This window comes from Pseudogemmobacter bohemicus (genome assembly GCF_003290025.1).
Lineage (GTDB): Bacteria > Pseudomonadota > Alphaproteobacteria > Rhodobacterales > Rhodobacteraceae > Pseudogemmobacter > Pseudogemmobacter bohemicus.
The window spans coordinates 683,027-708,423 of sequence record NZ_QNHG01000001.1 but is presented as its reverse complement, the minus strand read 5'-3'; the positions used below and the strand labels follow the sequence as shown (position 1 = coordinate 708,423).

The following is a 25,397-nucleotide window of genomic DNA, read 5'->3' as shown; positions in this document are numbered from 1 at the left end:
GCATTGGTCAAGCGAGGCGCGGTTGTTCAGGCCGGGAAAGGGGGCGCTGCCCCCTCGCGGCTCTGCCGCTTCCCCCGGGATATTTCAGGACAGATGAAAAATCAGCTGTCGGGCTGCGCGTCGGGACCCTTATAGATGCCCTGGGCTTTCAGCGCATCCATCACCTCTTTCGGCATATAGGTCTCATCATGTTTGGCGAGGAGCGTGGTGGCCTCGAAGGTGCCGTTGATAAGCTTGCCGGTGGCGATGGTGCCGGTGTTTTCCTTGAAGAGATCCGGGCGCGGGTCGTTGCCGACATAGGCGACCGGGATCTCGGCGCCACCGTCGGTGATGATGAAATCAAACTGTACACCGGCGCGATTGACGATGGAGCCGGCTTTGACAAGGCCGCCAAGGCGGAAGGTCTCGGCCTCGGGCGGGGCTTCTTCCAGCACCTGGGTCGGGCTGCGGAAGAAATTAATCCCGTCTTTCAGCGCGAAGCCCACGAAGATGGTGGCCAGCAGCATGGCCAGGGCCGCCAGCACGATGATCTGGATGCGGCGCTGTTTTTTCAGCCCCTTCATACCCCGGAACTGCGGCTTTGCTGTGCTTTGCATGGCTGTCCTTCTTTCGTCAGAGCGAAACTGGCAGATCGCTTTGCCCGCCGCCCTGACCTTGATCAAGTCCCAAACGATATTACGGGAAAACCGGAGCCATCAACAGGCCAATGGTCTCATCAATCCCAAGCATGAGGTTTGCGTTCTGCAAGGCCTGGCCCGAAGAGCCTTTGGTCAGGTTGTCGAGCACCGCAATCACGATCGTGCGACCGGGGATACGGTCTCCGATGACGCCGATATGGCAGTAGTTCGAGCCGGCAATGTCGCGGGTCGAGGGCAGCGCGCCGAAGGGCAGGACTTTCAGGAAGGGTTCAGGCGCATAGGTTGCGCTCAGCGCGGCATGGACCGCTTTCGCATCGCCCCGGACATAGGTGGTCGCGAGGATCCCCCTGTTCATCGGCAAGAGATGCGGCGTGAACTGCACCAGCACCGGGCGGCCGGCGATTTTCGAGAACTCCTGGTCGAATTCGCCCAGATGGCGGTGCTTGCCGCCGGCCGAATAAGAATGGGTGCCACCGGAAAGCTCGGCATGCAGCAGGTTTTCTTTCAGCGAGCGCCCTGCCCCGGACACCCCGGCCTTGAGGTCGATCAGGATATCGTCAAGGTCGATCACCCCGGCCGCGATCAGCGGGCGCAGCGCATATTGGCCGGTCGCCGCATTGCAGCCGGTGCCGGCGATCAGGCGACCCTTGCTGATATCGTCGCGGTAGAATTCGGTAAGGCCGTAAATCGCCTCTTTCTGCATTTCGACCGCAGCATGGGGCTGGCCATACCATTTCTCGTAATCGGAAGGGTCGCGCAGCCGGAAATCGGCCGAGAGATCGACGATTTTCAGGGTCTGCGGCAAGGCAGAGATAACCGCCTGGCTGGTCGCATGCGGCAGCGCGCAGAAACAAAGGTCGATCTGGCTGAAGTCGATTTCGTCAATCTTGACCAGCTGCGGCAGGTCAAGGTGGCGCAGAAAGGGGAAGACATCCGCCATCGCCATTCCCGCCTTGCGGTCGGCAGAGAGCGCGGTGATCCGCATCTGCGGATGACCCGCGATCAGACGGACAAGCTCGGCCCCGGTATAGCCGGAGGCACCGAGGATTGCGATGCGGAAGGTCATGGGCAGCATCCATCAGCAAGGGGGAATTCTGCCCGCTTTCCTGACGCGAATTCTGCCGTTTTGCAATGCGGCATACAGACCAGGAGCGGGGCTCTGCCCCGCACCCCGGAGTATTCAGGTCAAGAGGAAGGGACAGGAGTTGCCGTTTTCCTCCTGATCCAAATACTCCCGCCGGAGGCGAAGGTTTCAGCTCTCGGCGTCGGCGCGGCTTTTGCCGGCCATATCCAGTGCCAGCGTCGCCGCCATGAACGGGTCGAGATCACCGTCCAGCACACCCTGGGTATCCGAGGTCTCATGGCTGGTGCGCAGGTCTTTCACCATCTGGTAAGGCTGCAGCACATAGGAACGGATCTGGTTGCCCCAGCCCGCATCCCCTTTCGCATCATGCGCCTCGTTGATCGCAGCCGAACGTTTGTCCAGCTCCTGCTGATAAAGCCGCGCCTTCAGCGCATTCATCGCGATCTCGCGGTTCTGATGCTGCGACTTCAGCGATGAGGTCACCACGATCCCGGTCGGGAAGTGGGTGATCCTGACCGCCGAATCCGTCTTGTTGACGTGCTGGCCACCCGCGCCCGAAGAGCGGAACGTGTCGATGCGGATATCCTTATCCAGCACCTCGATCTCGATATTGTCATCAACGACCGGATAGACCCAGACGCTGGCAAACGAGGTCTGCCGCTTGTCGCCTGACCCAAAGGGCGAGATCCGCACCAGGCGATGCACCCCCGATTCCGTCTTCAGCCAGCCATAGGCATTATGGCCGGAAATCTTATAGGCGACCGATTTGATTCCCGCCTCCTGCCCCGCCTCTTCCGACAGCATCTCGACGGTAAAACCCCGACGCTCGGCCCAGCGGGTATACATCCGCGCCAGCATCTCGGCCCAGTCCTGGCTCTCGGTACCGCCGGCGCCGGCATTGATCTCAAGGAAAGTGTCATTGCCATCGGCCTCGCCATTCAGCAAAGCCTCCAGCTCCTTTTGCGCCGCAACCTCAAGGAGCGCCTTCAGCGCATCCTCGGCCTCCGATACCAGCGCATCCTCGCCCTCGGCCTCGCCCAGCTCGATCAGCCCGAGATTGTCATTCAGGCCGCTCTCGATCAGCCGGTAGCCGTTCAGCGCATCCATCAGCGACTGCCGCTCGCGCATCAGCTTCTGCGCCCGCGCCGGATCATTCCACAGATCCGGCTGCTCGATCAGCGCGTTGAATTCCTCAAGCCGGTGCGGCGCCATCTCAAGGTCGATCCGCTGCGCCAGAAGGCCCAGCGACTTGCGGATCTGCTCAACATTCCCTTGCGTCTCGGCGCGCATCTCTCACCCTCTCAATCGTCGAGCGGCGTCATATCGCCTGGGGGCCGCCGGAACAAGGGGCCTGAGCGCGCGCATACAGCAACGCGGCCACCGGCACGAGGCCCGGCGCGCGCCCCCCGGGTCTCAGTAAAGCCCGCCCGAAGACACTGTTCCAAAATCGGCCTTGCCCGGGATCACCCGCTTCTCTCCCGTCGCCGTGGTGACCGAGGCCGCCCCGCTCTCCGTCTCGCCATAGGCGAAAAGCGGCAGGTTCTGCCCCATCTCGAAACCGCCATCGACCATGGCTCCAAGACCAAAGGTCACATCCTCGCCCTCGCGGAAATACTCCGCCACCACATTCGGGCCCGAGGCATCATCCGACAGCCGCGCCCCGGTGAAACGGTCGATCTTTACGAAATAGCCCCCCGGCGGCACTTTGAACTTCGAGCCGCCATATTTCTTCACGACCTCTTTCATAAAGTCCTGGAAGACCGGCACACAAAGCGTGCCGCCATAGGCCGAAGACCCCAGCGTCCTTGGCTGGTCAAAGCCGATATAGCAGCCCGCCACGATGTTCGAGGTATAGCCGATGAACCAGACATCCTTGGCGTCATTGGTAGTACCGGTCTTGCCCGCCACCGGCACCGGCAGCTTCACCCCGGAGCCCGAGCCGCGCTGAACCACCCCTTCCATCATCGAGGTCAGCTGATAGGCGGTGATCGCATCCATCACCCGCTCGCGGTTCGACGTGATCTTCACCCCGTCGCCGCGCGGCAAATCGCCCGCGCCGCAATCCTCGCAGGACCGCTTGTCATGGCGGTATATGGTGCGCCCATACCGGTCCTGCACCCGGTCAACCAGCGTCGGCTCCACCCGCTCGCCACCATTGGCGAACATCGCATAGGCCGCGACCATCTTGTAAAGCGTGGTCTCCTGCGCGCCGAGACTGTTCGCCAGATTCTGGCCCAGCCGGTCATAAACGCCGAACCGCTCGGCATAGGCGGCGACGGTCGACATCCCCACTTCCTGGGCAAGGCGAATGGTCATCAGGTTCCGCGACTGCTCGATCCCGGTCCTGAGCGGCGTCGGCCCGTAGAATTTGTTCGAGGCATTCTTGGGCGTCCAGAGCCCCTGCGGCGTCTCGATCTCGATCGGCGCATCGACCACGATGGTGGCCGGCGTGTAACCGCTGTCCAAAGCCGCCGCATAGACGAAGGGTTTGAACGAAGAGCCCGGCTGGCGTTCGGCCTGGGTGGCACGGTTGAACACTGAATATTGATACGAGAACCCGCCCTGCATCGCCAGAACACGGCCGGTATTCACATCCATCGCCATGAAGGCGCCCTGCACCTCCGGCACCTGGCGCAAAGTCCAGCGCATGAAGGATCCGTCCGAATCCTTCACCATGCGCCGCACCAGCACCACATCGCCCGGATCGACCAAATCCGAGGCCCGCGTCGCCTTGCGCCCCAGCGAGCCATCCGCATTGCGCTTTCTGGCCCAGGTCACATCCTCGGCGGGGATCTCACCGGTCTCGGCCAGGCCTTCGATGCCGATGGTGGCCGAGCGCTCGCCCAGCGACAGCACCACCGCCGGATACCAGTCCCCGATATCGCGCGGCACATCCGCGGCCCCAAGCGCCGCGCGCCAGTCTTCCTCTCGCGACAGCTGATCGACCGGAATGGTCTTGCCGGTGCCGCGCCAGATACCGATGCCGCGGTCATATTTCTCCAGCGCCTTCCTCAGCGCGGTCTCGGCGATGATCTGCAATTCCTGGTCGATGGTGGCGCGGATCGTCATGCCACCTTCAAAGAATTCCTTGCGGCCGAAATCCCTCGACAGCTGGCGCGACACCTCTTCGGTGAAATAGGTCCGCCCCGGCAGCTCTTGCCGGAAAGACGGGAAATCGCCATTCTGCACCGACAAAAGCGGCGCATCCCGCTCGGCCAGATAGGTCGCCTCGTCGATATAGCCATTGTCCCACATCTCGCGCAGCACATAGTCGCGCCGGTCGATCAGCTTCTGGCGGTTGCGCACCGGATGGAAATCCGAGGGCGCTTTCGGCATCGAGGCCAAAGTCGCCGCCTCATGCGGCGAAAGCTCGGTCAGGCTCTTGTTGAAATAGGTCTGCGCCGCTGCCGCCACGCCATAGGAATTCTGCCCGAGGAAGATCTCGTTCAGATAGATTTCCAGAATGCGGTCCTTGGACAGCGTCTCTTCCAGCCGTGTGGCCAGAATGATTTCCTTGATCTTGCGCTCGACCCCCGCCGCGCCACGGCGGGTGCCATCCAGCAGCATGTTTTTGGCCACCTGCTGCGTGATGGTCGAGGCGCCGCGCACATCCTGGCCACGAGAGCGGATCGCCTCGGTAAAGGCCGCAGCCATACCGCCGGCATCATAGCCCTGATGCGAAAAGAAATTCTTGTCCTCCGCCGAGACAAAGGCCTGTTTCACAAGATCGGGAATATCCTCGGCAGAAACGAACAGCCGCCGCTCATCGGCGAATTCATCCAGAATGCGCCCCTCGCCGGAATAGATCCGGCTTATGGTGGCCGGAGCATATTTCGCAAGGCTCTCATGGCTCGGCAGATCGCGCGAATACATCCAGAAGATCGCGCCAACGGTCAGGGCACCAAAGAAGATGCCAAGCGTCACCGCTGAAAAGATAGCCCCCAGAAAGGAGGCGATGAATCGCAACACTGCTCAGGTCCCCGGCTGATCGTGCCCTTCCCTATATCAGACGCGCGCGCCCGTCAAAACCCTGGCCTTCACCAGATCGTCACCCCCGGCGGAATCCGCCTCCCTGCCCATTCTATCTGTCCAGGCTCCTTGCCCAGGGGCGCCGCGCCGTATTTTCATCTGTCCGAAAATATCCCGGGGGAGTCATGGCCCTGCCATGACGGGGGCAGCGCCCCCCTGCCCGGCCAGCCGATGCGGCCGCCCAATCCCGCACTCAGTCCCGCGCCGCGCGCAAAGCCGCATCTTCCTTCGCCCAGGCCAGGATCCCCTCACGAAGCGCCAGCGCCATCCGCCCGCGCCAGTCCGGATCTGTCAGCCGCTTCATATCCCGCGCCGAGGACAGAAACCCCAGCTCAACCAGAACCGAAGGAATATCAGGCGATTTCAGCACCGAAAACCCGCCCTCCTGATGCGGTTTGCGGTGCATCCTCAGATCCGCCCCCTTGATAGAGGCCTCCAGCGCCGCCACCAGCCGGTCGATCCTGGGCCTGGTCTCGGTCCGCGCCATGTCGATCAGCACCGAGGCCACCAGATCGTCCTGGGCGGAAAGGTCGATCCCTGCCAGCAGATCGTCGCGCTTATGGCGCTCGGCCAGCGCCGCGGCCGCCGCATCGCTGGCCTCGGCCGAGAGCGTGTAAAGCGTCGCTCCATGCGCCTCGCCCTCGGCCAGCGCATCCGCATGGAGCGAAAGAAACAGATCCGCCCCCGCCGCCCGTGCCACTGAAATCCGCGCCTCCAGAGGCACGAAAATATCCTCTTCGCGGGTCAGCACCACCTGAAAGCGCTCGTCACGCGCCAGCAGCTCCCTGAGTTCCCGCGCGAAAACCAGCATCAGATCGGCCTCTTTATGGCCATCGCGCTCGGCGCCCGGGTCGATGCCGCCATGACCGGGATCCAGCACGATGATGATCGGACCGCCGGCGCGCTTCTCGATCACCGGGATCTCGGCCGGCGCCGGCAGCGCCCATTCCGCCGGCTCCGGCAGCGCGGTGATCTTCGCGAAATTGGCATCCGAACTGGGCGACAGCGTGATCATCAGCCGCGCGGGCTGTGCCGCCCCCGCTTTGCCGGTTTCCATGCCCGCACGCGCGACCAGCCAGGGCCCGTCCAGCTCGATCACGAGGCGCGACCAGCCGGGACGGAAAATCCCGGCCCGCAGCGCCCTGACCGGCGCCGCCGCCTGGGGCATCCGGTCCAGCCCCGCCCAGTCCACCTCGCGCATATCAAGGATCATGCGCGGCGGATTATCCAGCATCCTGACCCGCCAGGGCACCGGCTGGCTGATTGAGAGATCCAGCACCAGGCTGCCATTCGCCTCGGAAAGCGCGGATTTCATCGGATCGAACCGGGCAAGTGCCGTCAGGGCGGCCGCATCCCTTACTGCATCCGCACCCGGCGTTTCCGCCCTGAGCCCCGTCAGAGGCATGGCAAAAGCAATGACAAGCGCCTGAACCCGCGCCAGCCCTGAAATCCACATTCCGCCCGATCCCCGCAACCCGCACCCGGCTCTTGCGCTGATCCGGGAAATGACGGTGTGACTATGGGAAATCCGGCGCGCGAAGTCCACTCACCTTGCTGACAGGATCCCCGCCGGCAAGACGCGTCCCTGCGGCCATTCCTTGTCAGACCGCCCTGCGGGCTGCGCTGACCGGGAGGTCCGGTTTCCATTATCCGACGAATGGAAAGGAGATTTTCATGGCAGCGCCGCGCACAACTGAGGCCGCTGTTCGTCGCTCCCTTTCCGCCCGGAAACAGGCCTGCCGTGCAGGAGGTCACGCCAGAAGGCGGGCACCTGCACCAACGCGAGAACAAACGCGCGAACAAACGCGCGCGGGGCGGCGTCAGACCGCATTCCCAAGCGGGCGGGCGGTCTGCCTATACCAGGCTTGCAGCCCGGCGAGCCTGAGTTCCGTCGCTGGATTGCCTGCGCGCTGGTCTCCGATCAAGTTCAGCCCCTCCATCGCAGGACAGCTTCCAGCGTCATAACGCCGTGTGTATTTGCGAGATTCACGCAACATTCACGCAACCAGACGAGGCGCGGAACCGTGCCAGTCGGCCCCGGGGATCGCCTCCGGATCATCGGTGACTTCCCCTTTGGTCCCAAAGCGAAGAACGAGGGCTGGCTGCAGGGTATCGTCGCCAAGCTTCCCGCTGTGCGACGGCATCTGCTGGTGGGAAATCACGACAGCGCCCGGACGCAGGCCCTGGCGTGGGACTATGTGTCGCTGCTGGTTGGAGACCCGCGCCAATCGCCCCGGCACCACCGAGACGACCACGGGCCAGACCGAGGAAATTCGCCACTTCCTGAACTATGCCCGCCGTGGTGCTTTCCCGGAAGGCCAGGAGAATCGCGCGGCAATCGTCTCCGGCACCGCTGGCGCGGGCGGCGGCTAAACCGTGCCCGAAACCTTTGTGGCCGAGCTTCTCCGCAATATCGTCAATTTCAGCCCGATCCGCAGCGTTGCACGGGTGCTTTCCATCACCGGGGATGCGGTGAAATTGCCGAAGCGCACCGGCACCATGACCGCCGCCTGGGTGGATGAAGGCGATGACAGCGCCGAGACAAACCCGACCTTTGGCCAGGTGAATGTCCCGGCTCACACCGCACGGTGCTTCACCACGATCAGCAACGCCCTTCTGGAAGACAGCGCCCTCGACCTCGCCGGGGAACTGGGCCTTTGACGCCGCCGAGGAATTTGGCCGCCTCGAAGGGAAAGCCTTCCTCACCGGCACCGGCACGGGGCAGCCGAGCGGCCTTCTGACAGATACCACGATCCAGGCCGGGGCATTGGCGACCGGGGCAGCCGCGACCCTGGGCACCGCGCCCGCCGATCTGCTGATTTCCCTGTTCTATGCCCTGAAACCCTTCTACCGGGCAAATGCGACCTGGGGCATGCGCCTTTCGTCCAGTTCAATCGGCAGAGAGGCAGGCGTGTTTTCGATTGTGGCGCTGCCCAGCAGGTCTTCAAAATCGTCATACATCGCAGAATTTCCGATTTCGAAAAATCTTGTGAAGAGAAACACAATGTGGCTCAGAGGACCCCGCAAGGCGGTGGCGGGGGGAAGGACCCGAAATTGCGATAGGATCGACGCGTTTCGCGCCGCCCTCAGAAGTTGCGATACAGAGCATCTTGCTATCTTCCATCACAGGACTCCTTCACCCGCATCGTCCGGATATGAGCCAAGGCTTAGCGTCTTCTGTTTGCCGCCAAAGCTGTAACCAAAACGCCAGTGCCTGCCTCCACCAGGCTCGATTTGCAGATACAAGCGGGCCGAGTCGGTCACGCGATAGCTTTTGTCACGAGGCTTTAGCCCCCGAATCTTTGCATCAGAAAGCACGTGGTATTTCCCCTACGGCCACACGTGGTATCGCGACTCGTTGGATACCACGTTTCTGTTCTGAACCGGGATTTTCGAAGCCCCAGCATTTGAACGATTCTGTCCCAAAAACCAAGTAAAACAACGGAAATTGAGACGTTGTGAGACGTACTGAGACGGAGGGTTGGTAGGCCCGGAGGGACTCGAACCCCCAACCAAGGCGTTATGAGCGCCCTGCTCTGACCATTGAGCTACAGGCCCCCGATGGCGCCGTTGGCCGGCGAGGATGCGCTCTGCCTAGCAGATGACCGGCGGGGGTCAAGGATTCGACAAAGGCGGGGCTTTCGCGGCTCCGGGGCGCGTTGCGCTTTGCGGGGCTTTGGTCTAAGCGGACCTGACACAGAACGGGCGATCAGCGGGCCGGGAGACGGGCGAATGACCACGAGCGGGAATACCGGGAAACAGGGGCTGACCTATGCGGGCGCAGGCGTCGATATCGATGCCGGCAACCGGCTGGTTGACCGTATCAAACCGGCGGCAAAGGCCACATCGCGCAGCGGCGTGATGGGCGGACTCGGTGGGTTTGGCGCGCTTTTTGATCTGAAAGATGCCGGCTATAAAGATCCGATCCTCGTGGCCGCAACCGATGGTGTCGGCACCAAACTGCGGATCGCGATCGATACCGGCAATGTCGATACGATCGGCGTCGACCTTGTGGCAATGTGCGTCAACGACCTGGTATGTCAGGGCGCTGAGCCACTGTTTTTCTTAGACTATTTCGCGACCGGCAAGCTTGATGTCGATCAGGCGACCCGCATCATCGAAGGGATCGCCAAAGGCTGCGCGGATTCCGGCTGTGCGCTGATCGGGGGCGAGACCGCAGAAATGCCGGGCATGTATCACAAGGGCGATTTCGACCTTGCGGGCTTTGCGGTCGGCGCGATGGAGCGCGGCACCCACCTGCCCGCCGGGGTGGCCGAGGGCGATGTGCTGATCGGCCTGCGCTCCAGCGGCGTGCATTCCAACGGCTACAGTTTCGTGCGCAAGGTGGTCGAGATTTCCGGCCTTTCCTGGTCCGATCCCTGCCCCTGGGCGCAATCGACCCTGGGCGAGGCGCTGCTTGCGCCCACCCGGCTTTATGTGAAGCAGGCGCTGGCGGCGGCCAGGCTCGGCGGCGTGCATGGGCTTGCCCATATCACCGGCGGCGGCATCACCGAGAACCCGCCGCGTGTCCTGCCCGAAGGCCTGGCCTGCGAGATCGACCTTGGCGCCTGGGATCTGCCCGCCGTCTTCCGCTGGCTGGCCGAGACCGCCGGCATGTCGGAGCCGGAACTGCTGAAGACCTTCAACTGCGGCATCGGCATGATCCTCGTGGTCGATCCGGCCCAGGCGGATGGGGTCGAGACAAGCCTGAAAGCCGCCGGCGAAGAGCCGGTGCGCATGGGGCGGATCGTGGCACAGGACGCCTCGGGCGAGGGCGTGATCTATAAAGGGCGCCTGTTGTGAAACGCGTGGCCATCCTGATTTCGGGGGGTGGCTCGAATATGGTGGCGCTGGTCAATTCGATGACCGGTGATCATCCGGCGCGGCCGGTGCTGGTGGCGTCGAATGACCCCAGGGCTTCGGGGCTGGAAAAGGCATGCGCGGCCGGTATCGCGACAGCGGCAGTCGATCACCGCCCCTTCCAGGGCGACCGCGCGGCTTTTGAGACTGCACTGATCGCCCATATCGAGGCGGCCGAGCCGGATATCCTTTGCCTTGCCGGGTTCATGCGGGTGCTGACGCCGGGCTTTGTCGCGCGGTTTCAGGGCCGGATGCTGAATATCCACCCGTCGCTTTTGCCGAAATATCCGGGGCTGCATACCCATCAGCGTGCGCTGGATGCCGGCGATCCTGAGGCCGGCTGCACCGTGCATGAGGTGACGGCGGTGCTGGATGACGGGCCGCTTCTGGGCCAGGCGCGGGTGCCGGTGCTGGCAGGCGACACCTCTGAGACCCTTGCCGCAAGGGTGCTGCGCGAGGAACACCGCCTCTACCCGGCAGTGCTGCGCCGCTATGCAGGCGGCGATCACAGCCCGGTTTTCTTCGGCAGCTGAGCCGCCAGGCGTCAGACCAGATGCACCAGCCGCGCCTCGCGCCGGTTCAGGCATTGCCGCGTGGTCTGCGGGGTTTCCCTGGCGCTGTCGCCGAAATAATCGGGGAACAGCGCAAGGATCTCGGCCCGGGCCTCGGGCACCAGCGAGCCAAGCGCCATCGGGCCGGGGAACAGGCTTTCGGCCAGCATGCCCTCGGCGCAGATGATTTCATGCTGCGCGAAAGCCATATGCCAGTATTGCACCAGCGGCCGGCTTTCGATGCGGATACGCTCGCCATCGACCAGATGCACCGCCGCGACCAGCACCTCATCCGCGCCGAAATTCAGCTGCGCCTGCCAGCCGCTGATCAACACGCGATGCTGCTGCGACAGCCAGACCGGGCGGTCATTGCCCAGCACCCCGGCATCGAACCGCACCGGCGCCAGATGGGCGATCCCCGCCGCCGGGGCCGAGCCGATCCAGCGGATCCGCTGCATGCCATGGCCGCGCGTCCAGACCCGGTCACCGACCTGCAATGCCTCGACCGTGACCAGTCCGCGCCGGGTCAGAATACGGGTTCCGCTGAGAAAACAGGGCGTTGGAGGCAAAAGCTCTTGCGGTGTGGTCGCGAAACCCGTGAAGGGCATCCGCATATTCAGCGCCTCGTTCTGCTCGACCCCATAGGTCATGGTGCCGGGCGTCACGCCGCGCAGGTCGATCACCAGATTGGAGCTGTAGCTGAAGACCTGGTAATTCACGCCGGAGGCCCGCCCCTGGAACATATCGTCCTGCGGGTTCAGCTGGCTGTAGACAAGGCGGCCCGAGGGATTGCTTTCCGACCAGCTGTAGATCGAGACCCATTGGCCATTGCGCAAGCTGGTATCGCTGGAATTGGCCTGGGTGACCACGATGCGGTAGATATCTGTCGAGCTGCCGATCGCCTGCACATTGGTCAGGGTCACGACCATCTGCATGCCATTACCCTGACCGCTGGCAGAACCATAGGTGCCAATCTGATCGCCGGTCAGGTAATATTCAAAGGTTGCCAAGCCAGTCATCCATTCAGAACGGACGCCCCGTCAGAGGCGCAAATCAGCGCCGCAACCCCCATCGCGACACCTGGCAACAGATAGGATTTTAACGCAGGAATGAAACGCCCGCCAGGCAAAGTTTTTGGTGCGGCAGATGCCTCATATTGTGCGATAATGCGGCAACAGCACCTGGAACCAGGTGGTGTTGCCGGGTTTTGCCAGAGCGGCTTTTGCCAGGGCCGGGTTTGCCAGGGCCCGGTTTGCCAGGGCCGGAAATTTCCGGCCCTTTTGCTCAGTCAGAGGTGACCGGGCGCGACAGGGTTCCGCCGCCGATATTGGCCGCAACGCCGGTGGTCATCCGGCAGGATGTCGGCAGCCCCTTTGCCACCCGCACCGCAAGGAAGGCAAAGGCCTGGGCCTCCAGCATATCGCCATCCAGCCCCACCGCCTCGACCGGATCGACCGGACAGCCAAGGCGCTTTGCCAGCCCTTTCATCATCACCGGATTATGACGCCCGCCGCCGGTCACCAGCAGCCGCGAGACCGGGCTGGGGAAGTGCTTCGCACCCTCGACCACCGCCGAGACCGCCGCAGCGGTCAGCGTCGCCGCCGCCGCCGCCGTGTCGAGCTTTCTGACCGCTGCCGCCAGCCCCGGAAAGCCGTCGCGATCCAGCGATTTCGGTGGGATTTTCAGGAAATACGGGTGGGCGAGGAACTGGTCCAGCACCGGCTTTTTCACCCGGCCCTTCGCCGCAATGCTGCCGCCCTCGTCATGGCTTTTGCCAAGCCGAGCCTGCATCAGGTCATTCACCGGCGCATTGGCCGGGCCGGTGTCGAAAGCCAGCAGCGCGCCCTCGGATTCGGGATGCGGCAGCGCCGGGTCGATCCAGGTCAGATTGCCGACACCGCCAAGGTTCAGGAAGGCCAGCGGCTCGCTCGCCCCGATCCGTCGCGCCAGCGCAAAATGGTAGAACGGCGCCAGCGGTGCCCCCTGCCCGCCCATCTGCACATCGGCCGAGCGGAAATTCCACAGAACCGGAACCCCGAGCGTATCGGCCAGCAGCTGGCCATTGCCGGCCTGATGGGTGCCCCGCCCGCCCGGATCATGCGCGAGCGTCTGGCCATGAAAACCCGCGATCTGCACACCGTCAAAGCGCGACATCACCTCGGCATGGGCGGTCTCAACCACCTCCGCCGCTTCTGCCACACCGGGATCGCCCGGCCAGTGGCCAAGCGCGGCGCGCAAAACCACCTGTTCACTGGCGGTATAGGGGCGGAAGGCCGAAGGCCCGAATTCCAGCACCTGATGCCCATCGGTCAACACCATCGCCGCATCAACCCCGTCCAGCGAGGTGCCCGACATCGTGCCCAGAGCCCAGACCGCAGACCCGGCCGCCCCCCCGACCACTTTGCCATCTGGCCCGCTTTTCCACGGATCTTTTTCAGCCTTGCTGCCCATCTTTCCTTTTGCCCCCACCCGGCTTTTCCTTTTAGCCTCGCCCGGCTATACCCGCCTGACTATATGCAAGCGAGAGCGCGGAGCGCGACCCATGACCTACCATCCGAAATCAGAATTCCTGCGCGTGATGTTCGAGCGCGGCTTTGTCGCCGATTGCACCGATTATCAGGCATTGGACGAGGCGCTGATCAGGGGGGTGGTGCCCGCCTATATCGGCTATGACGCAACGGCGGCAAGCCTGCATGTCGGCCATCTGATGAACATCATGGTGCTGCGCTGGCTGCAAAAAACCGGCCATAAGCCGATCACGCTGATGGGCGGCGGCACGACCAAGGTGGGGGATCCCTCGTTCCGGTCAGAGGAGCGCCCGCTGCTGACGCCGGAAAAGATCGACGAGAATATCGCCGGTATGGGCCGGGTTTTCGCGAAATATCTCGATTACTCGGATGCGCCGAATGGCGCGATCATGCTCAACAATGCGGAATGGCTGGATAATCTGAATTATCTGGACTTCCTGCGCGATATAGGGCGGCATTTCTCGGTCAACCGGATGCTGTCCTTTGAATCGGTCAAATCGCGGCTGGACCGGGAGCAGAGCCTCTCCTTCCTCGAATTCAACTACATGATCCTCCAGGCCTATGATTTCGTCCAGATCAACCGCCGTTACGGCTGCCTGTTGCAGATGGGCGGCTCGGATCAGTGGGGGAATATCGTCAATGGCATCGACCTTGCCCGCCGCGTGGCGGATCGCGAGATTTACGGGCTGACGACGCCGCTTCTGACCACTTCGGACGGGCGCAAGATGGGTAAATCGGCCAATGGCGCGGTCTGGCTGAATGACCAGATGCTCTCGGCCTATGAGTTCTGGCAGTTCTGGCGCAACACGACCGATGCCGATGTGGCGAAGTTCCTGAAAATCTTCACCGAATTGCCGGTTGAGGAATGTGACCGCCTGGGCGCGCTGCAAGGGTCAGAGATCAACGAGGGTAAGATCATCCTCGCCAATCTCGCGACCGGGCTTTTGCATGGCGAAGAGGCGGCACGGGCCGCCGAGGCCACCGCGCGCGAAGTGTTTGAAAAGGGCGGTATCGGTGACGACCTGCCGACCGTTGCCCTGACCGCCGCCGAATTGGCCGACGGGATCGGCATCGTACAGCTGCTGGTGCGCGCCGGGCTTTCGGGCTCGGGCAAGGATGCCAAGCGCCTGATCGCCGAGGGCGGCGCGAAGATGAATGACGAGCTGATCCTTGATGCGGGCCTGCGCCTTGGCGCGGGTGAGCTGGCCGATCCGGTCAAGCTCACCGCTGGCAAGAAACGGCACGCACTGGTGGTGCTGGAGTGATCCGCGCCGCAGCCACCCTGATCGCCCTGGCCGGAATGGCGGCACCCGCAATCGCCGAGGTCGCCTGCCCGCCAGAGCGTGCGGTCTATGCGCATGAGGATAGCGGCTTCCGCATCTCGTTCCGGCCAATGAAAAGCTGGGAACAGACCGGCATGACCGTCGCGATTTTCGATGTCGAACTGCAGGACGGCCGCAATCTCTGGGGCGTCATCCGGACCAATATGGGCACCAGCCGCGATACCGGACAGATCTATCTTGGCTGCCCGATCCCCGGCCCCGATGAGGGGCCGACAGAGGAAGAACTGGAAGCCTGCCGCGTCTGGGAGGGGCTGGTCTATTCAGTGGAAGCCAACCAGATCGGCGCCTTCCCGGTCGAGGGCGAAAAGGCACCACCCAGCCTTTTGTTCACCGATCTGGGCCGGCAGCTGCGCTATGAGATTTTCGACAGCCCCGGCGATGAGCCCTGGGATCAGCTCTGGCTGACCACCTGCCCGCCAGGCTGAGCCGGACGGGCGCGGGGCTCAGTCGCCATGCCCGGGCTTCTTGCCCGAGGGCGCGATATAGGGCTTTGTCACATCGCTCAGCACGACTTCCAGCGCCTCAAGCCGCAGCTCGATCAGCCCGTCTCCGGCCAGGATCAGCGTCAGCACCCCTGCCCCATCCTCGCCCGGCACAAAATGCAGGTCGAGGATCGAGAGCACCTGACCGGCATCGCCCGGGCTGATGCCCTGGCTGCGCACCTCAAGCACGTCTTCGACGGTCAACAGGCTTCGCACCCGCTCATAAGGGCGCCCGGCCCGTTCGGCGAAAGCACTGTCTTCCCAGCGAAACCGATTGATCAGCGCCGCGAACCGGCGCCGCCTGCGGTCGTATTTCATCTCGGATCCCGGCAGAACCGCGTCCTGGATCAGGCTGGCGATCACCGTCAGATCCGCCGGCTCCAGCGCGACCAGCTTCAGCGGCGCCTCATCGCCATCCTCGAAACGTGCATCTGCCATTGTCTTCTCCTCAGCTGCCGCTGATCCGCTCGATATGGGCGCCGCAGGCCAGCAGCTTTTCCTCGACCCGCTCATAACCGCGATCAAGGTGATAGACGCGGCTGACCACCGTTTCGCCCTCGGCCGCAAGGCCCGCCAGAATCAGCGACACGCTCGCGCGCAGATCGGTCGCCATCACCGGCGCGCCGCGCAGCTTTTCGACGCCATAAACCGTGGCATGGCCGCCATGAACCTCGATCCGGGCGCCCATCCGCATCAGTTCGGGCGCATGCATGAAGCGGTTTTCAAAGATCTTTTCTTCCAGCACAGAGGTGCCCTCGGCGGTGCACAAAAGCGCCATCATCTGCGCCTGAAGATCGGTGGGGAAGCCCGGGAAGGGCTCGGTCACCACATTCACCGCCTTCACACGCCCATTCCTGCGCGCAACCTTCAGGCCCTTTTCGGTCTCGGTAACGGAAATCCCCGCCTCATCAAGCTTTTCACAAAAGGCCGCCAGCAGGTCGATCCGCCCGCCCAGGCATTCCACCTCGCCGCCGCAGATCGCCGGCGCCAGCATATAGGTGCCCAGCTCGATCCGGTCGGTCACCACCGGATGGGTCGCACCGCGCAGCCGGTCGACGCCCTGGATTGTGATGGTCGATGTGCCCTCGCCCTCGATCTCGGCGCCCATGCGGCGCAGACACTGTACGAGGTCGACGATCTCCGGCTCCCGCGCCGCGTTTTTCAGGACCGATGTGCCCTTTGCCAGCGTTGCCGCCATCACGAAATTCTCGGTAGCACCCACGGAGGCAAAGCGCATTTCATGCACCGCGCCTTTCAGCCCGCCTTGCGTCTTCGCATGCAGATAGCCATCGCGCAGGTCGATCTCGGCGCCAAGCGCCGCCAGCGCGTCGATATGGATATCCATTGGCCGTGCCCCGATCGCGCAGCCGCCCGGCAGCGAGACCACCGCATGCCCCAGTCGCGCCAGCAAGGGGCCCAGCACCAGGTTCGACGCCCGCATCTTGCGGACGATGTCGTAATCGGCGGTCGGGTTCAGCATGCCATGCGAGGACATGGTGATCACCTTGCCATCCTGCAGCGCCGAGACCTCGGCCCCCAGCGATTGCAACAGGCTCGTCATGGTCCGGATATCCGAAAGCCGCGGTGCATTGGTCAGCGTCAGCGGCTCTTCCGAGAGCAGCGTCGCCGGCATCAGCGTGAGGCAGGCATTCTTGGCGCCCGCGATGGGGATCACACCATTCAGCGGCCCGTTACCCTTAACCAGAATCGAATCCATGCCCGCCTCTTACCCTTTGTCTTTGTTATGCCGTGTTAGCCGTTCTTCCGCCCGCCGCTGCGATCCGTTGCGCCAGGGCGCCGGTCAGCTGTCTTCGCCGGCGCCTTCGTCTGGGCCATCCCCGGATCCGCCCTCATCAGCCTCCGCCCGCCCCCTGGCCTGAGACTTGCGCCGGGCCATATTGGCCTTGAGAGCCGCCTTGAGCCGCCCTTCCCGCGTCGTCGCAGCCTGCGCGGGCTTCCTGCCCAAAGGCTTCTCGCCGCCACCATTTTCCGAAGACCTGTCCATGGCGGGAAGAAATACCCTCTCCCCGAGGCACGGTCCAGAGCCCGCCGAAACAGAGCGCTCACAAGAGCATGAAAAGGGGCTTGCGGTCCCGAATGTTTGTGGTTATTCCCCCGCTCACCGAGACGGCGCTGTGGTAGCTCAGTGGTAGAGCACTCCCTTGGTAAGGGAGAGGTCGAGAGTTCAATCCTCTCTCACAGCACCATAAATCCTTAGGAAAACAAGCGGTTAGGCGGAAGCGGCGGTCAAGCCGGATCGTTATCCCGCGTTACCCTGGGCAATATTGGCGCCAGCAACTTCAGGGCGACAGCCTCAGATTGCTGTGCAATAACCGGGGTATGGCCGATTCATTTGCCCCAACTGAGTTTGACCCGCTGTCAGTCGAGAATGTCGGCGTGACGCTGGCTGTGGAATTGTTGGAGCAGCCGCTTCTCGCAATGCCGCCGCCCACCCCCTTCGCCGGGGCCGGGGTCTATGCGCTCTACTACAGCGGCGACCATACCGCCTACAGCAGCCTCGTCTCTCTGGATGGCAGGCGGTTCAAGTATCCGATCTACATCGGCAAGGCGGCGGGCGAGAGCTCCAAGCAGGGGTTCAGCCCCAGCGGCACTCGGGCGCGCAAGCTCTATGACAGGATCGCAGAACACTCCCGGTCCATCGCAGCCGTCAACAACCTGTCGCTGTCCGACTTCCAGTGCAGGGCGCTGGTTCTGAACGACGCCTACATCACCCTTGCTGAGTCGGTGATGATCCGTGTCTTTCGGCCCGTCTGGAACGGGATGAGCTTCGGCAGCAAGGTTGTTGGCAAGAACCGAATGACAGGAACGCCCGGCCTCTGGGACTCACTCCACCCCGGTCGCGGCGGCAGGCCAGCGGGGACGGAGGGGGCGGTCAAGGCTGAGGAACTGATCCGCCAGCGGACAACCGACCTTGCGTCAGACTATGCCGACCCGACGCTGCGGCGCATGTATGAGCGCATCACGAAGTTTGTGTGAGCCGCCGCTTCACACTGGTCAGGACATGTTCTGCCATCAAGCTCGGGACCGCGTTGCCTAGCTGGCGCATGGATTCAGTCCAAGACCCGTGGAACACCATCTCATCAGGGAATGTCTGCAAGCGCGCGCTCTCCCTGACGGTGAAGTAGCGCACCGACCCATCCGCTCGCCGCAGCATGTTCTCGCCCCCGGGAACACCATGCACCCCGGCCTTCAAGGTCTTGGCAGGCTCATCCAGCGGGCTTCCGGTGTGGCCCGCATAGGTCCGCGCCCCGCCCATGAAGCGGTGGTCGTGGTAGGCGCGCGCCTTCTCTGGCGAATGTTCTGGGTCTGGCAGGTCGGAGATGGCATCACGCACAGTCAGCCAAGGCTCCTCCATCGGCGGGGATGCCAACTTCAAAGCCCGCGCGCGACCACTGCCAGCCTCGGGACGGTCTTTCTTGGCGACCCGGTGCAGGTCCCAGTATTCGCCGGAACGCCACTGCGACCAAAGCAGCGCGTCCTGTCCGTTAGTGGGCGATGGGAAGTGCCAGTCAAAGGCAAGGTCCGACCGAAAGCCGACGATGAACACCCGCTCCCGCCGCTGCGGCACACCGTAGTTGGCGGCGTTCAGGACGCGCATCACCACGTTGTAGTGGAGGCCATCGTGGCTGCCGGAGGTCTCAAACTCTTCCAACCGCGCCAGATGGTCTATCCAAGGTTCGCCGTCACGCACCACCACGTCCGGGTGCCGCAGTTGGAGCCTGATGTATTCTAGATAACTGGCAAAGGTCGCGCGGGTCAGCCCCTTCACGTTCTCAAAGACGAATGCCTTGGGCCGGAGGGTCCGAACCGCGCGCACCGCTTGCGGAAACATGTCACGAGTGTCTAGGAAGGCGCGATGCTGGCCACCAAGGGAGAATGGTTGGCACGGGGGACCGCCGGTCACCAAGTCGATAGGACCCTTCACCTGCCCGAAGTCAAAACCGCGAATATCGCACTCGACTACGTTCCAGTGGGCGAAGGGGGCAAGGCCGCGCTGCTTGTTTTCACGGATTGTGTCGCAGGCCCACTTGTCCCAGTCGATCACAACGGCAGGTGCGAAGCCGGATCGGCTGGCAGCAATACCAAGGCCACCGGCACCAACGAAAAGCTCTATCGACCGCATCAGGCCCATGGGTCGCAACTCCGAAACTTTTTGCCCAAATCGCCTTACTCACCGATTCAAGTCAAGCCGATAGCACGTCACAATGGGAACAATGAGTGAACAATTGCTATTTGCCAAGGCCTCAGGCCGCGCAGAGCCGAAGGGCAGCCAGTCCGCTAGGCCAGTCACCCGCCCAAGGGCAGCCCCGGCGAAGGCTCCGGCGGGGTCTGTCACCCGAGCCTCGACAGCGTGGCCCAGAGACGCTGCAAGCGCGCCTGCCTCACGCGCGCCGCAAACTGGTCGAGATCACCCGCACCGGTTCCGCGCCAATTGCAGAGGAAGGCGTGGCACTTATCCGCGATCTCTATGCCATCGAGGCCGACATCCGCGGCAACGACCCCGCAACCCGACTTGCCGTCCGGCAGGAACGCTCCGCCCCGATCCTCGCCCGCATCGATACTTGGCTAAGCCATCACCGCGCCCGCGCGTCCGCAAAATCGCCCTTGGGCGAGGCGCTGGCCTATATCGCCAAATACCGCAACGGTCTGGGCCGCTTCCTGACCGATGGCCGCGTCGAGTTGGACAGCAATACTGTCGAGCGCACGATCCGCCCCATCGCCCTGAACCGCAAAAACGCCCTGAACCGCAAAAACGCCCTCTTCGCATCATAACGCCGGTGCCGAAAATTGGGCCGTCATCGCCTCGCTGATCGAGACCTGCAAAATGAACGGCGTCGATCCCCACGCGTGGCTGACAACCACGCTCACCCCCATCGCCAAAGGCCACAAGCAGAGCCAGATCCAAAACCTGCTCCCATGGAACTACACCGTCAACGTGTGATCGGGACATCGATTACGATTGCGCAACAGTACCGGTACATCAATCGATCTGTCCGCAGCCAGCTGGCGCGCAACTGTCTTTAGCTTCTGATAGTCGCCCGGTGATCATTCGCTGAGCCGCCCGGGCATTGTCAGGGCAGCTCATCTTGATGGCCAATCCTAATATCCTAAAATGCTATACGTTCTTCATCACAAACAACTGCTGCACTCTTTTCAGCTTCTCTTGCGAACTCCTCTTCCTCTTCCGGGGTGGTGCTCGCAGAGGCAGAGGTGGTTGAGATTCCTGCATAGTGTTTAAGGAACAGCGACATTACATGGGCCACACCTTCGGGACGCACGGAGCGAAGATCGTCTTCGAAATAGGTGTTTCCGGCATGCTGGCCCGTAATGATTTCGAAGGAAGGAAAATAGGCCACATCGCTTTCTCGACGTGTGATATCCTCCACTGCGGCGCGCAGAATGGACTTGGAGGCAACGGTTGAAACCAGCACATGGCGCGGCTCATATGTTGCGATCAGAGGCACCGGCGAGATGGTGAGGATCATTTTCGCCACCGGATTGATCGAACGGATTCGTTTCCAGATTTCCTCCAAATCCTCCTTCACCTCCTCGACGGTGAAGTTGACGAATTCGTATCTTTCAGGCGCCATCTGACCACCAGAGACTCCTGGTGCCAGCGGGAAGACGGCACCATCCGATTTGGCGCGCCAGCCTTCGGTCAGACCGAGGGTGAAGATGAAAGTGTCAAGCCGCGTGAACATGTCGCGCACCGAGGCAAAGTGCGCGTTGCGATCTGCCTCGAGCGTGGCGAGGCTTTCGAAGCCATCGGGCTCGACCGTCGGGCGAAACGGATCTACGAGGCGGCCCGGTCCAGCCTCCCAGGCTTTATCTTCCGGTGTAAAGTGACCGAATGCACGGTCGAATAGCTGCACCAGCTGACGCGTAGTATAGAGGTTGCCAAAGCGGGCGGAGAACAAGCCGAACTGACGCGCTTCCGCCTCATCTTTGGCCATGTTGCCGGGCGCAGTCTCGGCAACGTAATAATTGAAGCCAGAGGCTACGAGCGTGCGCGCGATATGCTGAGCGAAACAGCTGCCGGCAGTAGCAACCAGATCGCCGGCACGGATTGGGAACTTCGGGGCAACGACCGGATCGACTTCACTTTTGGCGGGGCGAGTGACGCCGTGCTTCCAGAACTGATGGCCAGGCAGGCCCCGATAGGGGTTTTCGGGTGCAGCATTGCGCACGGGCTTGCGAAGCACCAAATCCGACAGTGCCTCGAAGCGCGCATGTTTCAGCCGGTCATTTTGCAGCAGTTCCGGATCGGCCTCTCGATAGATCTGGTAACTCTCGGCGACGAATTCCTGCAGCGAGTAGATCCGCGCCGGGTTTTTAGTGGCGTTGGTGGCGTTGCGGAACAGGAACTGGCCCTTGCCCAGGCCGCGCTGTTCGCTGATCCAAGGATAGACGGACCAGCATGCAGAGAGAGCCAGCCGGTCGATCCCGAAGTTGCGCAGCGCGTAGTCATCGGGCGAGAGGCCCAGCTTGCGTACCATCTCCAGTGAAACATCTTCCATGGCCACCCGGCGTGGATGGTTGACCCCGTGCATGAAGCAGCCTGCATTCGACCAGCGATGCAGAATCCGGTCTGCCGGGAAGTCGACTTCTTCAAGCCCGTGTCGCAAATGGGACATGCCCAAATCGTAGATACGGTGAAAGTTCAGATGCTCAAACACCTCAGGGCGGTAGAGTGACAGCGCATCTTCTTCTGAGATTCCAAGGCGGTAGGCTTGCAGAGCAATCGCGGAATGCCAGCCGCCGGTCGGCGATTGGATCCCCTTTAGCGTCACGATATCAGGGTGAAACCCGCCAAATGTGATTGCCGGCCAGGTGACGAGTTTTGGCCCAATGGAAGCAGAGCTGCGAAACTGTGCTTCATGTGGCTTTTGTATAAAAACGACATCGCATTCTTCCGGTGCGTCGACTTTCGAAAGGATCATGTCGCTGGAGACTTCTGCCGCCGGCAGCAACATCCTGATCTGCTCGGTGACCACTGCGGCCTGGCAGTTTCCTATGACGTGGATTCGCATACCCCGTTCTCCGGCTATAAGGGCGAGTCAGTGTGCCACCATTTCCTAACATAAGTATACGGCCAGCGTCTGCACCAGCCGCCGTCGCATGGCAAAGGCATTTTGCTCTGCGGCGCTTCATGCTCTGCGACCCGCTCTTTGCGCCGTGCCGCAGAGGATCACGGGTTTCTCATTCATATTGACCGGGCCGTGAGGCTCGACCGCTCACAATTGCCGGAGCTGATCAGAAAATGCCAATCCGCGCCAAAGGCCCGCGTCTCTACTGGCACAAAAGCCGGGGCAATCCTTCGGAGCGTGTTCGCCGTTTTGCTTCGCCCGTAAGGCTCGTGAGCGGATACGCCTCGACGGTGGAGGCTAGGGCACGAACTATTGTGGGGCGCCCCGGATTCACTTCCCAAATCCCAGCCTCAATTCGTCAGCGCGATCATCAACAGGGATGAGGTGCTGATTGTTCCACTCGACCAGTCTCACCTGATCCTGACCTATGACCTCGCAGGCCGAAACGAGGGGATGCGCTTGCGTGGTGAAGAGGAGGAACGTCGACGCGCTCGCAAGGAACGCACCGCTTCCCTGATCGGAATGACACGCCATGACACAAGATGACACTGAGAGACATGAACGGGCGGCTGGTGACACGTCGGGACACCCTATCAGGGTCCTCCCATTGGGGGCGGGTGCCGCGGGGGACATAGACCCCGAAGCGTCAGACACCACAAACTTTTTGAAACATGAATCTGGATTCGGAAATGCGTGACCGCGCCCAAGCCATTGCTGACCTTATCGGCACTCCGCGCCGCCCGGGCCGTCCTCGCAAGGCTGCACCTGAGGCCGGCAGCGTCGATGCACAACTTGCAGAAGCCCGACTCCGTCGCACCCTGGCCGATGCCGAGAAGATCGAACAAGAAACCGCCCGCCGCCGCGGCGAACTCCTCGGTGCTTCTACCGTCGAAAAGGCATGGTCTGCTGTCTGCGCGACGTGCGCGCCGCAATGCTGGCAATCCCGGGCCGTATGGCAGCGCATCTGTCGAAAGCCGACACTGCGCATCTTGATCGCGAGATCCGCGCCGCTTTAAAGGGGCTTGCCGAATGAGCATCGAGACTGTCCGCCGCAACGCCCTTCGCGCCCTCCTGCCGCCTGCCGATCTGCCCCTGTCGCAATGGGTGGAGGATACGGTTTTCATCCCGTCGAGCGCCAGCGCCACGCCGGGCCGGATGCGCCTCTGGTCCTATCAGCGCGGCATCCTGGATGCGGTGGATGATCCCGAGATCGAGCGCATCACAGCCGGCAAGGGCGCGCGTGTCGGCTTCACCGCTCTGGGCAACGCGATTGTCGCCTCGTTCGTCGCGGTGCAGCCCAGTCCCGTGCTTTACATCCAGCCGACCGCCGACGATGCCCGCGACTCCTCCGTCGAGTTTGAAAGCATGATGGAGGCGAGCCCCGCCCTGCGCGGGCTAATGTCGGATGAAGCGGATGAGGCGGGACGCAGCACGATGATGGCGCGGCGGTTCGCGGGAGGCAGCTTGAAGTTCCTCGCAGCGAAAGCACCCCGCACCCTTCGCCGGCACAGCGCACGCGTGGTCTTCGGGGATGAGATCGACGCTTGGGAAGTCAGCGCCGAAGGCAGCCCCATCGAACTCGCGACAATGCGAACGCTCACCTTCTCTAACCGCAAGCTGATCTTCGGCGGCACCCCGATTTTCGACCATGGGGCGGTGACGACGCTTTACAGTCAGTCTGACCAGCGCGTCTTTGAATTGCCCTGCCCCGAATGTGGCGATTTCCATGAGATAGCCTGGCAGGACATCCGGTGGCCAGACGGGAAGCCCGAGGAGGCGCATTGGGTCTGCCCCTCCTGCGGCTCAGTGGTCCATGAGCGCCACAAGCCCCGCATGGTGCAGGAGGGCCGCTGGCGGGCCATAGCGCAGGGCCAGCGCAGCCATGCAGGCTTCCGGGTCAACACTGCCTTGTCTCGCCTCACCCTAACGCTGCTTGGGGCAAGCTGGCGGCTGAGTTCCTGATCGCCAAACGGGCGCCTGAAACCTTACAGACCTTCACGAACCTGATCCTCGGAGAGCCATGGCGGACTCAGGGCGATGAGATCGACGACGCGACCCTGCGCGGGCGGGCCGAGGCGTTCAGCCTCGACGCCCTGCCGCCTGAGGTGCTGTTGATCACCGTGGGGGTAGACTGTCAGGACGACCGCCTCGAAGCTGTCACTCTCGGCCACACTAAAGACGGGTCCGTGTTCACCCTCGATCATCGGGTGTTCTGGGGCCGCATCGAGACAGACACGCCCTGGTCCGAACTCGACGACCACTTGAAAATGCGCTGGCAGCACTCGGGCGGCGGCACGATCGGGGTCGATGCGGCTGCCGTCGATGAGGGGTCAGGCGGACACGTCGAAATCGTTCGCGCCTTCTGCCGCCCGCGCTTCGCCCGGCGCGTCGTCAACGTGAAGGGCGTTCCGGGCTTCGCGCGCCCCTTCATGGAACGCAGCAGCTCGAAGACTACGCTGCTCTTTATCGCCCGCTGCCTTTATGAAGTTATCGACCGCCTTGCGGCGCGGATTTTTCCAGCGGCGCACCTGATCATCAGTCTTGCCTCGGGTCTGGTCGGCCGCGATCTTCCAGAACTCCTCAAGCGCCCCGCTGACTGTGAGACCCGGCTGCACCACCCCGCCCAGAAGCGCGTTGCCTATTACCTGGTTCGGAACGCCCGTGGCCACAACCGGAACCGATTGCACCCTCGCAACAGATCAACCAACGGCAGGGCCGCGACTTGATCAACCGACAGGAAGCTGAAGCCGCGCCGATTTGCGATAACCTTCGC

General features: G+C 62.7%; 23 protein-coding genes, 2 tRNA genes and 2 pseudogenes. 13 read left to right on the top strand and 14 right to left on the bottom strand.

Annotated elements, in window-relative coordinates; translation table 11 throughout:
- Positions 1-101: 101 nt before the first annotated feature.
- The 5 genes from ccmE to DRF71_RS03385 all read right to left on the bottom strand — a co-directional run bounded on the left by ccmE (position 102) and on the right by DRF71_RS03385 (position 7,207).
- Positions 102-563: a cytochrome c maturation protein CcmE gene (gene ccmE / locus DRF71_RS03405; protein WP_112309956.1), complete on the bottom strand. Its 462-nt coding sequence runs from the start codon at positions 561-563 to the stop codon at positions 102-104.
- 112 nt (positions 564-675) lie between these two features.
- Positions 676-1,704 (bottom strand): N-acetyl-gamma-glutamyl-phosphate reductase, encoded by a 1,029-nt coding sequence (gene argC, locus DRF71_RS03400; RefSeq protein ID WP_112309955.1) that lies wholly within the window; start codon positions 1,702-1,704, stop codon positions 676-678.
- Positions 1,705-1,890: 186 nt separating this feature from the next.
- Positions 1,891-3,012 carry a peptide chain release factor 2 gene (gene prfB / locus DRF71_RS03395; protein ID WP_112309155.1) on the bottom strand — a complete coding sequence of 374 codons (1,122 nt, stop codon included), beginning with the start codon at positions 3,010-3,012 and terminating at the stop codon, positions 1,891-1,893.
- A gap of 123 nt (positions 3,013-3,135) precedes the next feature.
- The gene (locus tag DRF71_RS03390) at positions 3,136-5,691 is read right to left on the bottom strand and encodes a penicillin-binding protein 1A (RefSeq protein ID WP_112309154.1); all 2,556 of its coding nucleotides are present in this window, start codon (positions 5,689-5,691) and stop codon (positions 3,136-3,138) included.
- Between the two features lie 253 nt (positions 5,692-5,944).
- A complete protein-coding gene (locus tag DRF71_RS03385) occupies positions 5,945-7,207 on the bottom strand; it encodes an N-acetylmuramoyl-L-alanine amidase (RefSeq protein WP_232831277.1) in 1,263 nt (420 codons plus the stop codon).
- 740 nt (positions 7,208-7,947) lie between these two features.
- On the opposite strand from DRF71_RS03385, the gene DRF71_RS27185 reads away from it, so the two are divergent.
- The 3 genes and pseudogenes from DRF71_RS27185 to DRF71_RS29335 all read left to right on the top strand — a co-directional run.
- Positions 7,948-8,124, top strand: coding sequence for a hypothetical protein (locus DRF71_RS27185; protein WP_157970907.1), 177 nt, complete (start codon positions 7,948-7,950; stop codon positions 8,122-8,124).
- Between the two features lie 3 nt (positions 8,125-8,127).
- Positions 8,128-8,412, top strand: a complete 285-nt coding sequence (locus DRF71_RS28970) for a phage major capsid protein (protein WP_112309153.1) — start codon at positions 8,128-8,130, stop codon at positions 8,410-8,412.
- Positions 8,318-8,569, top strand: a pseudogene (locus tag DRF71_RS29335) (phage major capsid protein); the annotation flags it as partial. The gene DRF71_RS28970 and the pseudogene DRF71_RS29335, both read left to right, overlap by 95 nt.
- 305 nt (positions 8,570-8,874) lie before the next feature.
- Here the strand turns inward: DRF71_RS29335 and DRF71_RS29330 are convergent.
- Both DRF71_RS29330 and DRF71_RS03370 read right to left on the bottom strand, forming a co-directional pair.
- Positions 8,875-9,069 carry an Arm DNA-binding domain-containing protein gene (locus DRF71_RS29330; RefSeq protein ID WP_408634517.1) on the bottom strand — a complete coding sequence of 65 codons (195 nt, stop codon included), beginning with the start codon at positions 9,067-9,069 and terminating at the stop codon, positions 8,875-8,877.
- Positions 9,070-9,233: 164 nt separating this feature from the next.
- A tRNA-Ile gene (locus DRF71_RS03370) sits at positions 9,234-9,309 on the bottom strand.
- 174 nt (positions 9,310-9,483) lie between these two features.
- Here DRF71_RS03370 and purM point away from each other — a divergent pair.
- Positions 9,484-10,554, top strand: coding sequence for a phosphoribosylformylglycinamidine cyclo-ligase (gene purM, locus DRF71_RS03365; protein WP_112309151.1), 1,071 nt, complete (start codon positions 9,484-9,486; stop codon positions 10,552-10,554).
- Positions 10,551-11,144, top strand: a complete 594-nt coding sequence (gene purN, locus DRF71_RS03360) for a phosphoribosylglycinamide formyltransferase (RefSeq protein WP_112309150.1) — start codon at positions 10,551-10,553, stop codon at positions 11,142-11,144. Before purM ends, purN begins: the two co-directional genes overlap by 4 nt.
- Positions 11,145-11,155: 11 nt before the next feature.
- On the opposite strand, the gene DRF71_RS03355 is transcribed toward purN, so the two are convergent.
- Together DRF71_RS03355 and DRF71_RS03350 are read right to left on the bottom strand one after the other, a co-directional pair.
- Complete coding sequence (locus DRF71_RS03355; RefSeq protein WP_157970906.1) at positions 11,156-12,172, bottom strand: Hint domain-containing protein; 1,017 nt, start codon at positions 12,170-12,172, stop codon at positions 11,156-11,158.
- Positions 12,173-12,446: 274 nt separating this feature from the next.
- Entirely contained in the window at positions 12,447-13,517 is a 1,071-nt protein-coding gene (locus tag DRF71_RS03350) for an anhydro-N-acetylmuramic acid kinase (protein WP_232831366.1), read from the bottom strand.
- A gap of 187 nt (positions 13,518-13,704) precedes the next feature.
- Between DRF71_RS03350 and tyrS the strand changes: the two genes are divergently transcribed.
- Together tyrS and DRF71_RS03340 are read left to right on the top strand one after the other, a co-directional pair.
- Positions 13,705-14,955, top strand: a complete 1,251-nt coding sequence (gene tyrS, locus DRF71_RS03345; protein WP_112309147.1) for a tyrosine--tRNA ligase — start codon at positions 13,705-13,707, stop codon at positions 14,953-14,955.
- The gene (locus tag DRF71_RS03340) at positions 14,952-15,458 is read left to right on the top strand and encodes a hypothetical protein (RefSeq protein ID WP_112309146.1); all 507 of its coding nucleotides are present in this window, start codon (positions 14,952-14,954) and stop codon (positions 15,456-15,458) included. Before tyrS ends, DRF71_RS03340 begins: the two co-directional genes overlap by 4 nt.
- Positions 15,459-15,476: 18 nt before the next feature.
- Here DRF71_RS03340 and DRF71_RS03335 read toward each other — a convergent pair whose 3' ends face one another.
- From DRF71_RS03335 to DRF71_RS28385, 3 genes are all read right to left on the bottom strand, one after another.
- A complete protein-coding gene (locus tag DRF71_RS03335) occupies positions 15,477-15,953 on the bottom strand; it encodes a DUF2948 family protein (RefSeq protein ID WP_112309145.1) in 477 nt (158 codons plus the stop codon).
- Positions 15,954-15,963: 10 nt separating this feature from the next.
- Positions 15,964-17,232, bottom strand: coding sequence for a UDP-N-acetylglucosamine 1-carboxyvinyltransferase (gene murA / locus DRF71_RS03330; RefSeq protein ID WP_112309144.1), 1,269 nt, complete (start codon positions 17,230-17,232; stop codon positions 15,964-15,966).
- Between the two features lie 84 nt (positions 17,233-17,316).
- A complete protein-coding gene (locus tag DRF71_RS28385; protein ID WP_112309143.1) occupies positions 17,317-17,520 on the bottom strand; it encodes a hypothetical protein in 204 nt (67 codons plus the stop codon).
- A 127-nt stretch (positions 17,521-17,647) separates the two neighbouring features.
- On the opposite strand from DRF71_RS28385, the gene DRF71_RS03320 reads away from it, so the two are divergent.
- Both DRF71_RS03320 and DRF71_RS03315 read left to right on the top strand, forming a co-directional pair.
- Positions 17,648-17,722, top strand: a tRNA-Thr gene (locus DRF71_RS03320).
- A gap of 133 nt (positions 17,723-17,855) precedes the next feature.
- The gene (locus DRF71_RS03315; protein WP_112309142.1) at positions 17,856-18,512 is read left to right on the top strand and encodes an Eco29kI family restriction endonuclease; all 657 of its coding nucleotides are present in this window, start codon (positions 17,856-17,858) and stop codon (positions 18,510-18,512) included.
- Here the strand turns inward: DRF71_RS03315 and DRF71_RS03310 are convergent.
- The gene (locus DRF71_RS03310; protein WP_232831276.1) at positions 18,496-19,668 is read right to left on the bottom strand and encodes a DNA cytosine methyltransferase; all 1,173 of its coding nucleotides are present in this window, start codon (positions 19,666-19,668) and stop codon (positions 18,496-18,498) included. The two genes, DRF71_RS03315 and DRF71_RS03310, sit on opposite strands and share 17 nt — an antisense overlap.
- A gap of 251 nt (positions 19,669-19,919) precedes the next feature.
- Here DRF71_RS03310 and DRF71_RS03305 point away from each other — a divergent pair.
- Positions 19,920-20,478 (top strand): annotated as a pseudogene (locus DRF71_RS03305) (IS66 family transposase); the annotation flags it as partial.
- Positions 20,479-20,644: 166 nt separating this feature from the next.
- Here the strand turns inward: DRF71_RS03305 and DRF71_RS03300 are convergent.
- Positions 20,645-22,567 (bottom strand): GSCFA domain-containing protein, encoded by a 1,923-nt coding sequence (locus DRF71_RS03300; RefSeq protein WP_157970905.1) that lies wholly within the window; start codon positions 22,565-22,567, stop codon positions 20,645-20,647.
- 746 nt (positions 22,568-23,313) lie between these two features.
- On the opposite strand from DRF71_RS03300, the gene DRF71_RS27180 reads away from it, so the two are divergent.
- Genes DRF71_RS27180 through DRF71_RS03285 form a run of 3 tightly spaced genes read left to right on the top strand, consistent with a single transcriptional unit; the run spans position 23,314 to position 25,350 of the window.
- A complete protein-coding gene (locus DRF71_RS27180) occupies positions 23,314-23,640 on the top strand; it encodes a hypothetical protein (protein ID WP_157970904.1) in 327 nt (108 codons plus the stop codon).
- A gap of 13 nt (positions 23,641-23,653) precedes the next feature.
- Positions 23,654-24,586, top strand: coding sequence for a phage terminase large subunit family protein (locus DRF71_RS03290; RefSeq protein ID WP_112309140.1), 933 nt, complete (start codon positions 23,654-23,656; stop codon positions 24,584-24,586).
- The gene (locus DRF71_RS03285; protein ID WP_112309139.1) at positions 24,475-25,350 is read left to right on the top strand and encodes a terminase gpA endonuclease subunit; all 876 of its coding nucleotides are present in this window, start codon (positions 24,475-24,477) and stop codon (positions 25,348-25,350) included. The genes DRF71_RS03290 and DRF71_RS03285 overlap by 112 nt, the downstream gene beginning before the upstream one ends.
- Positions 25,351-25,397: the final 47 nt, after the last annotated feature.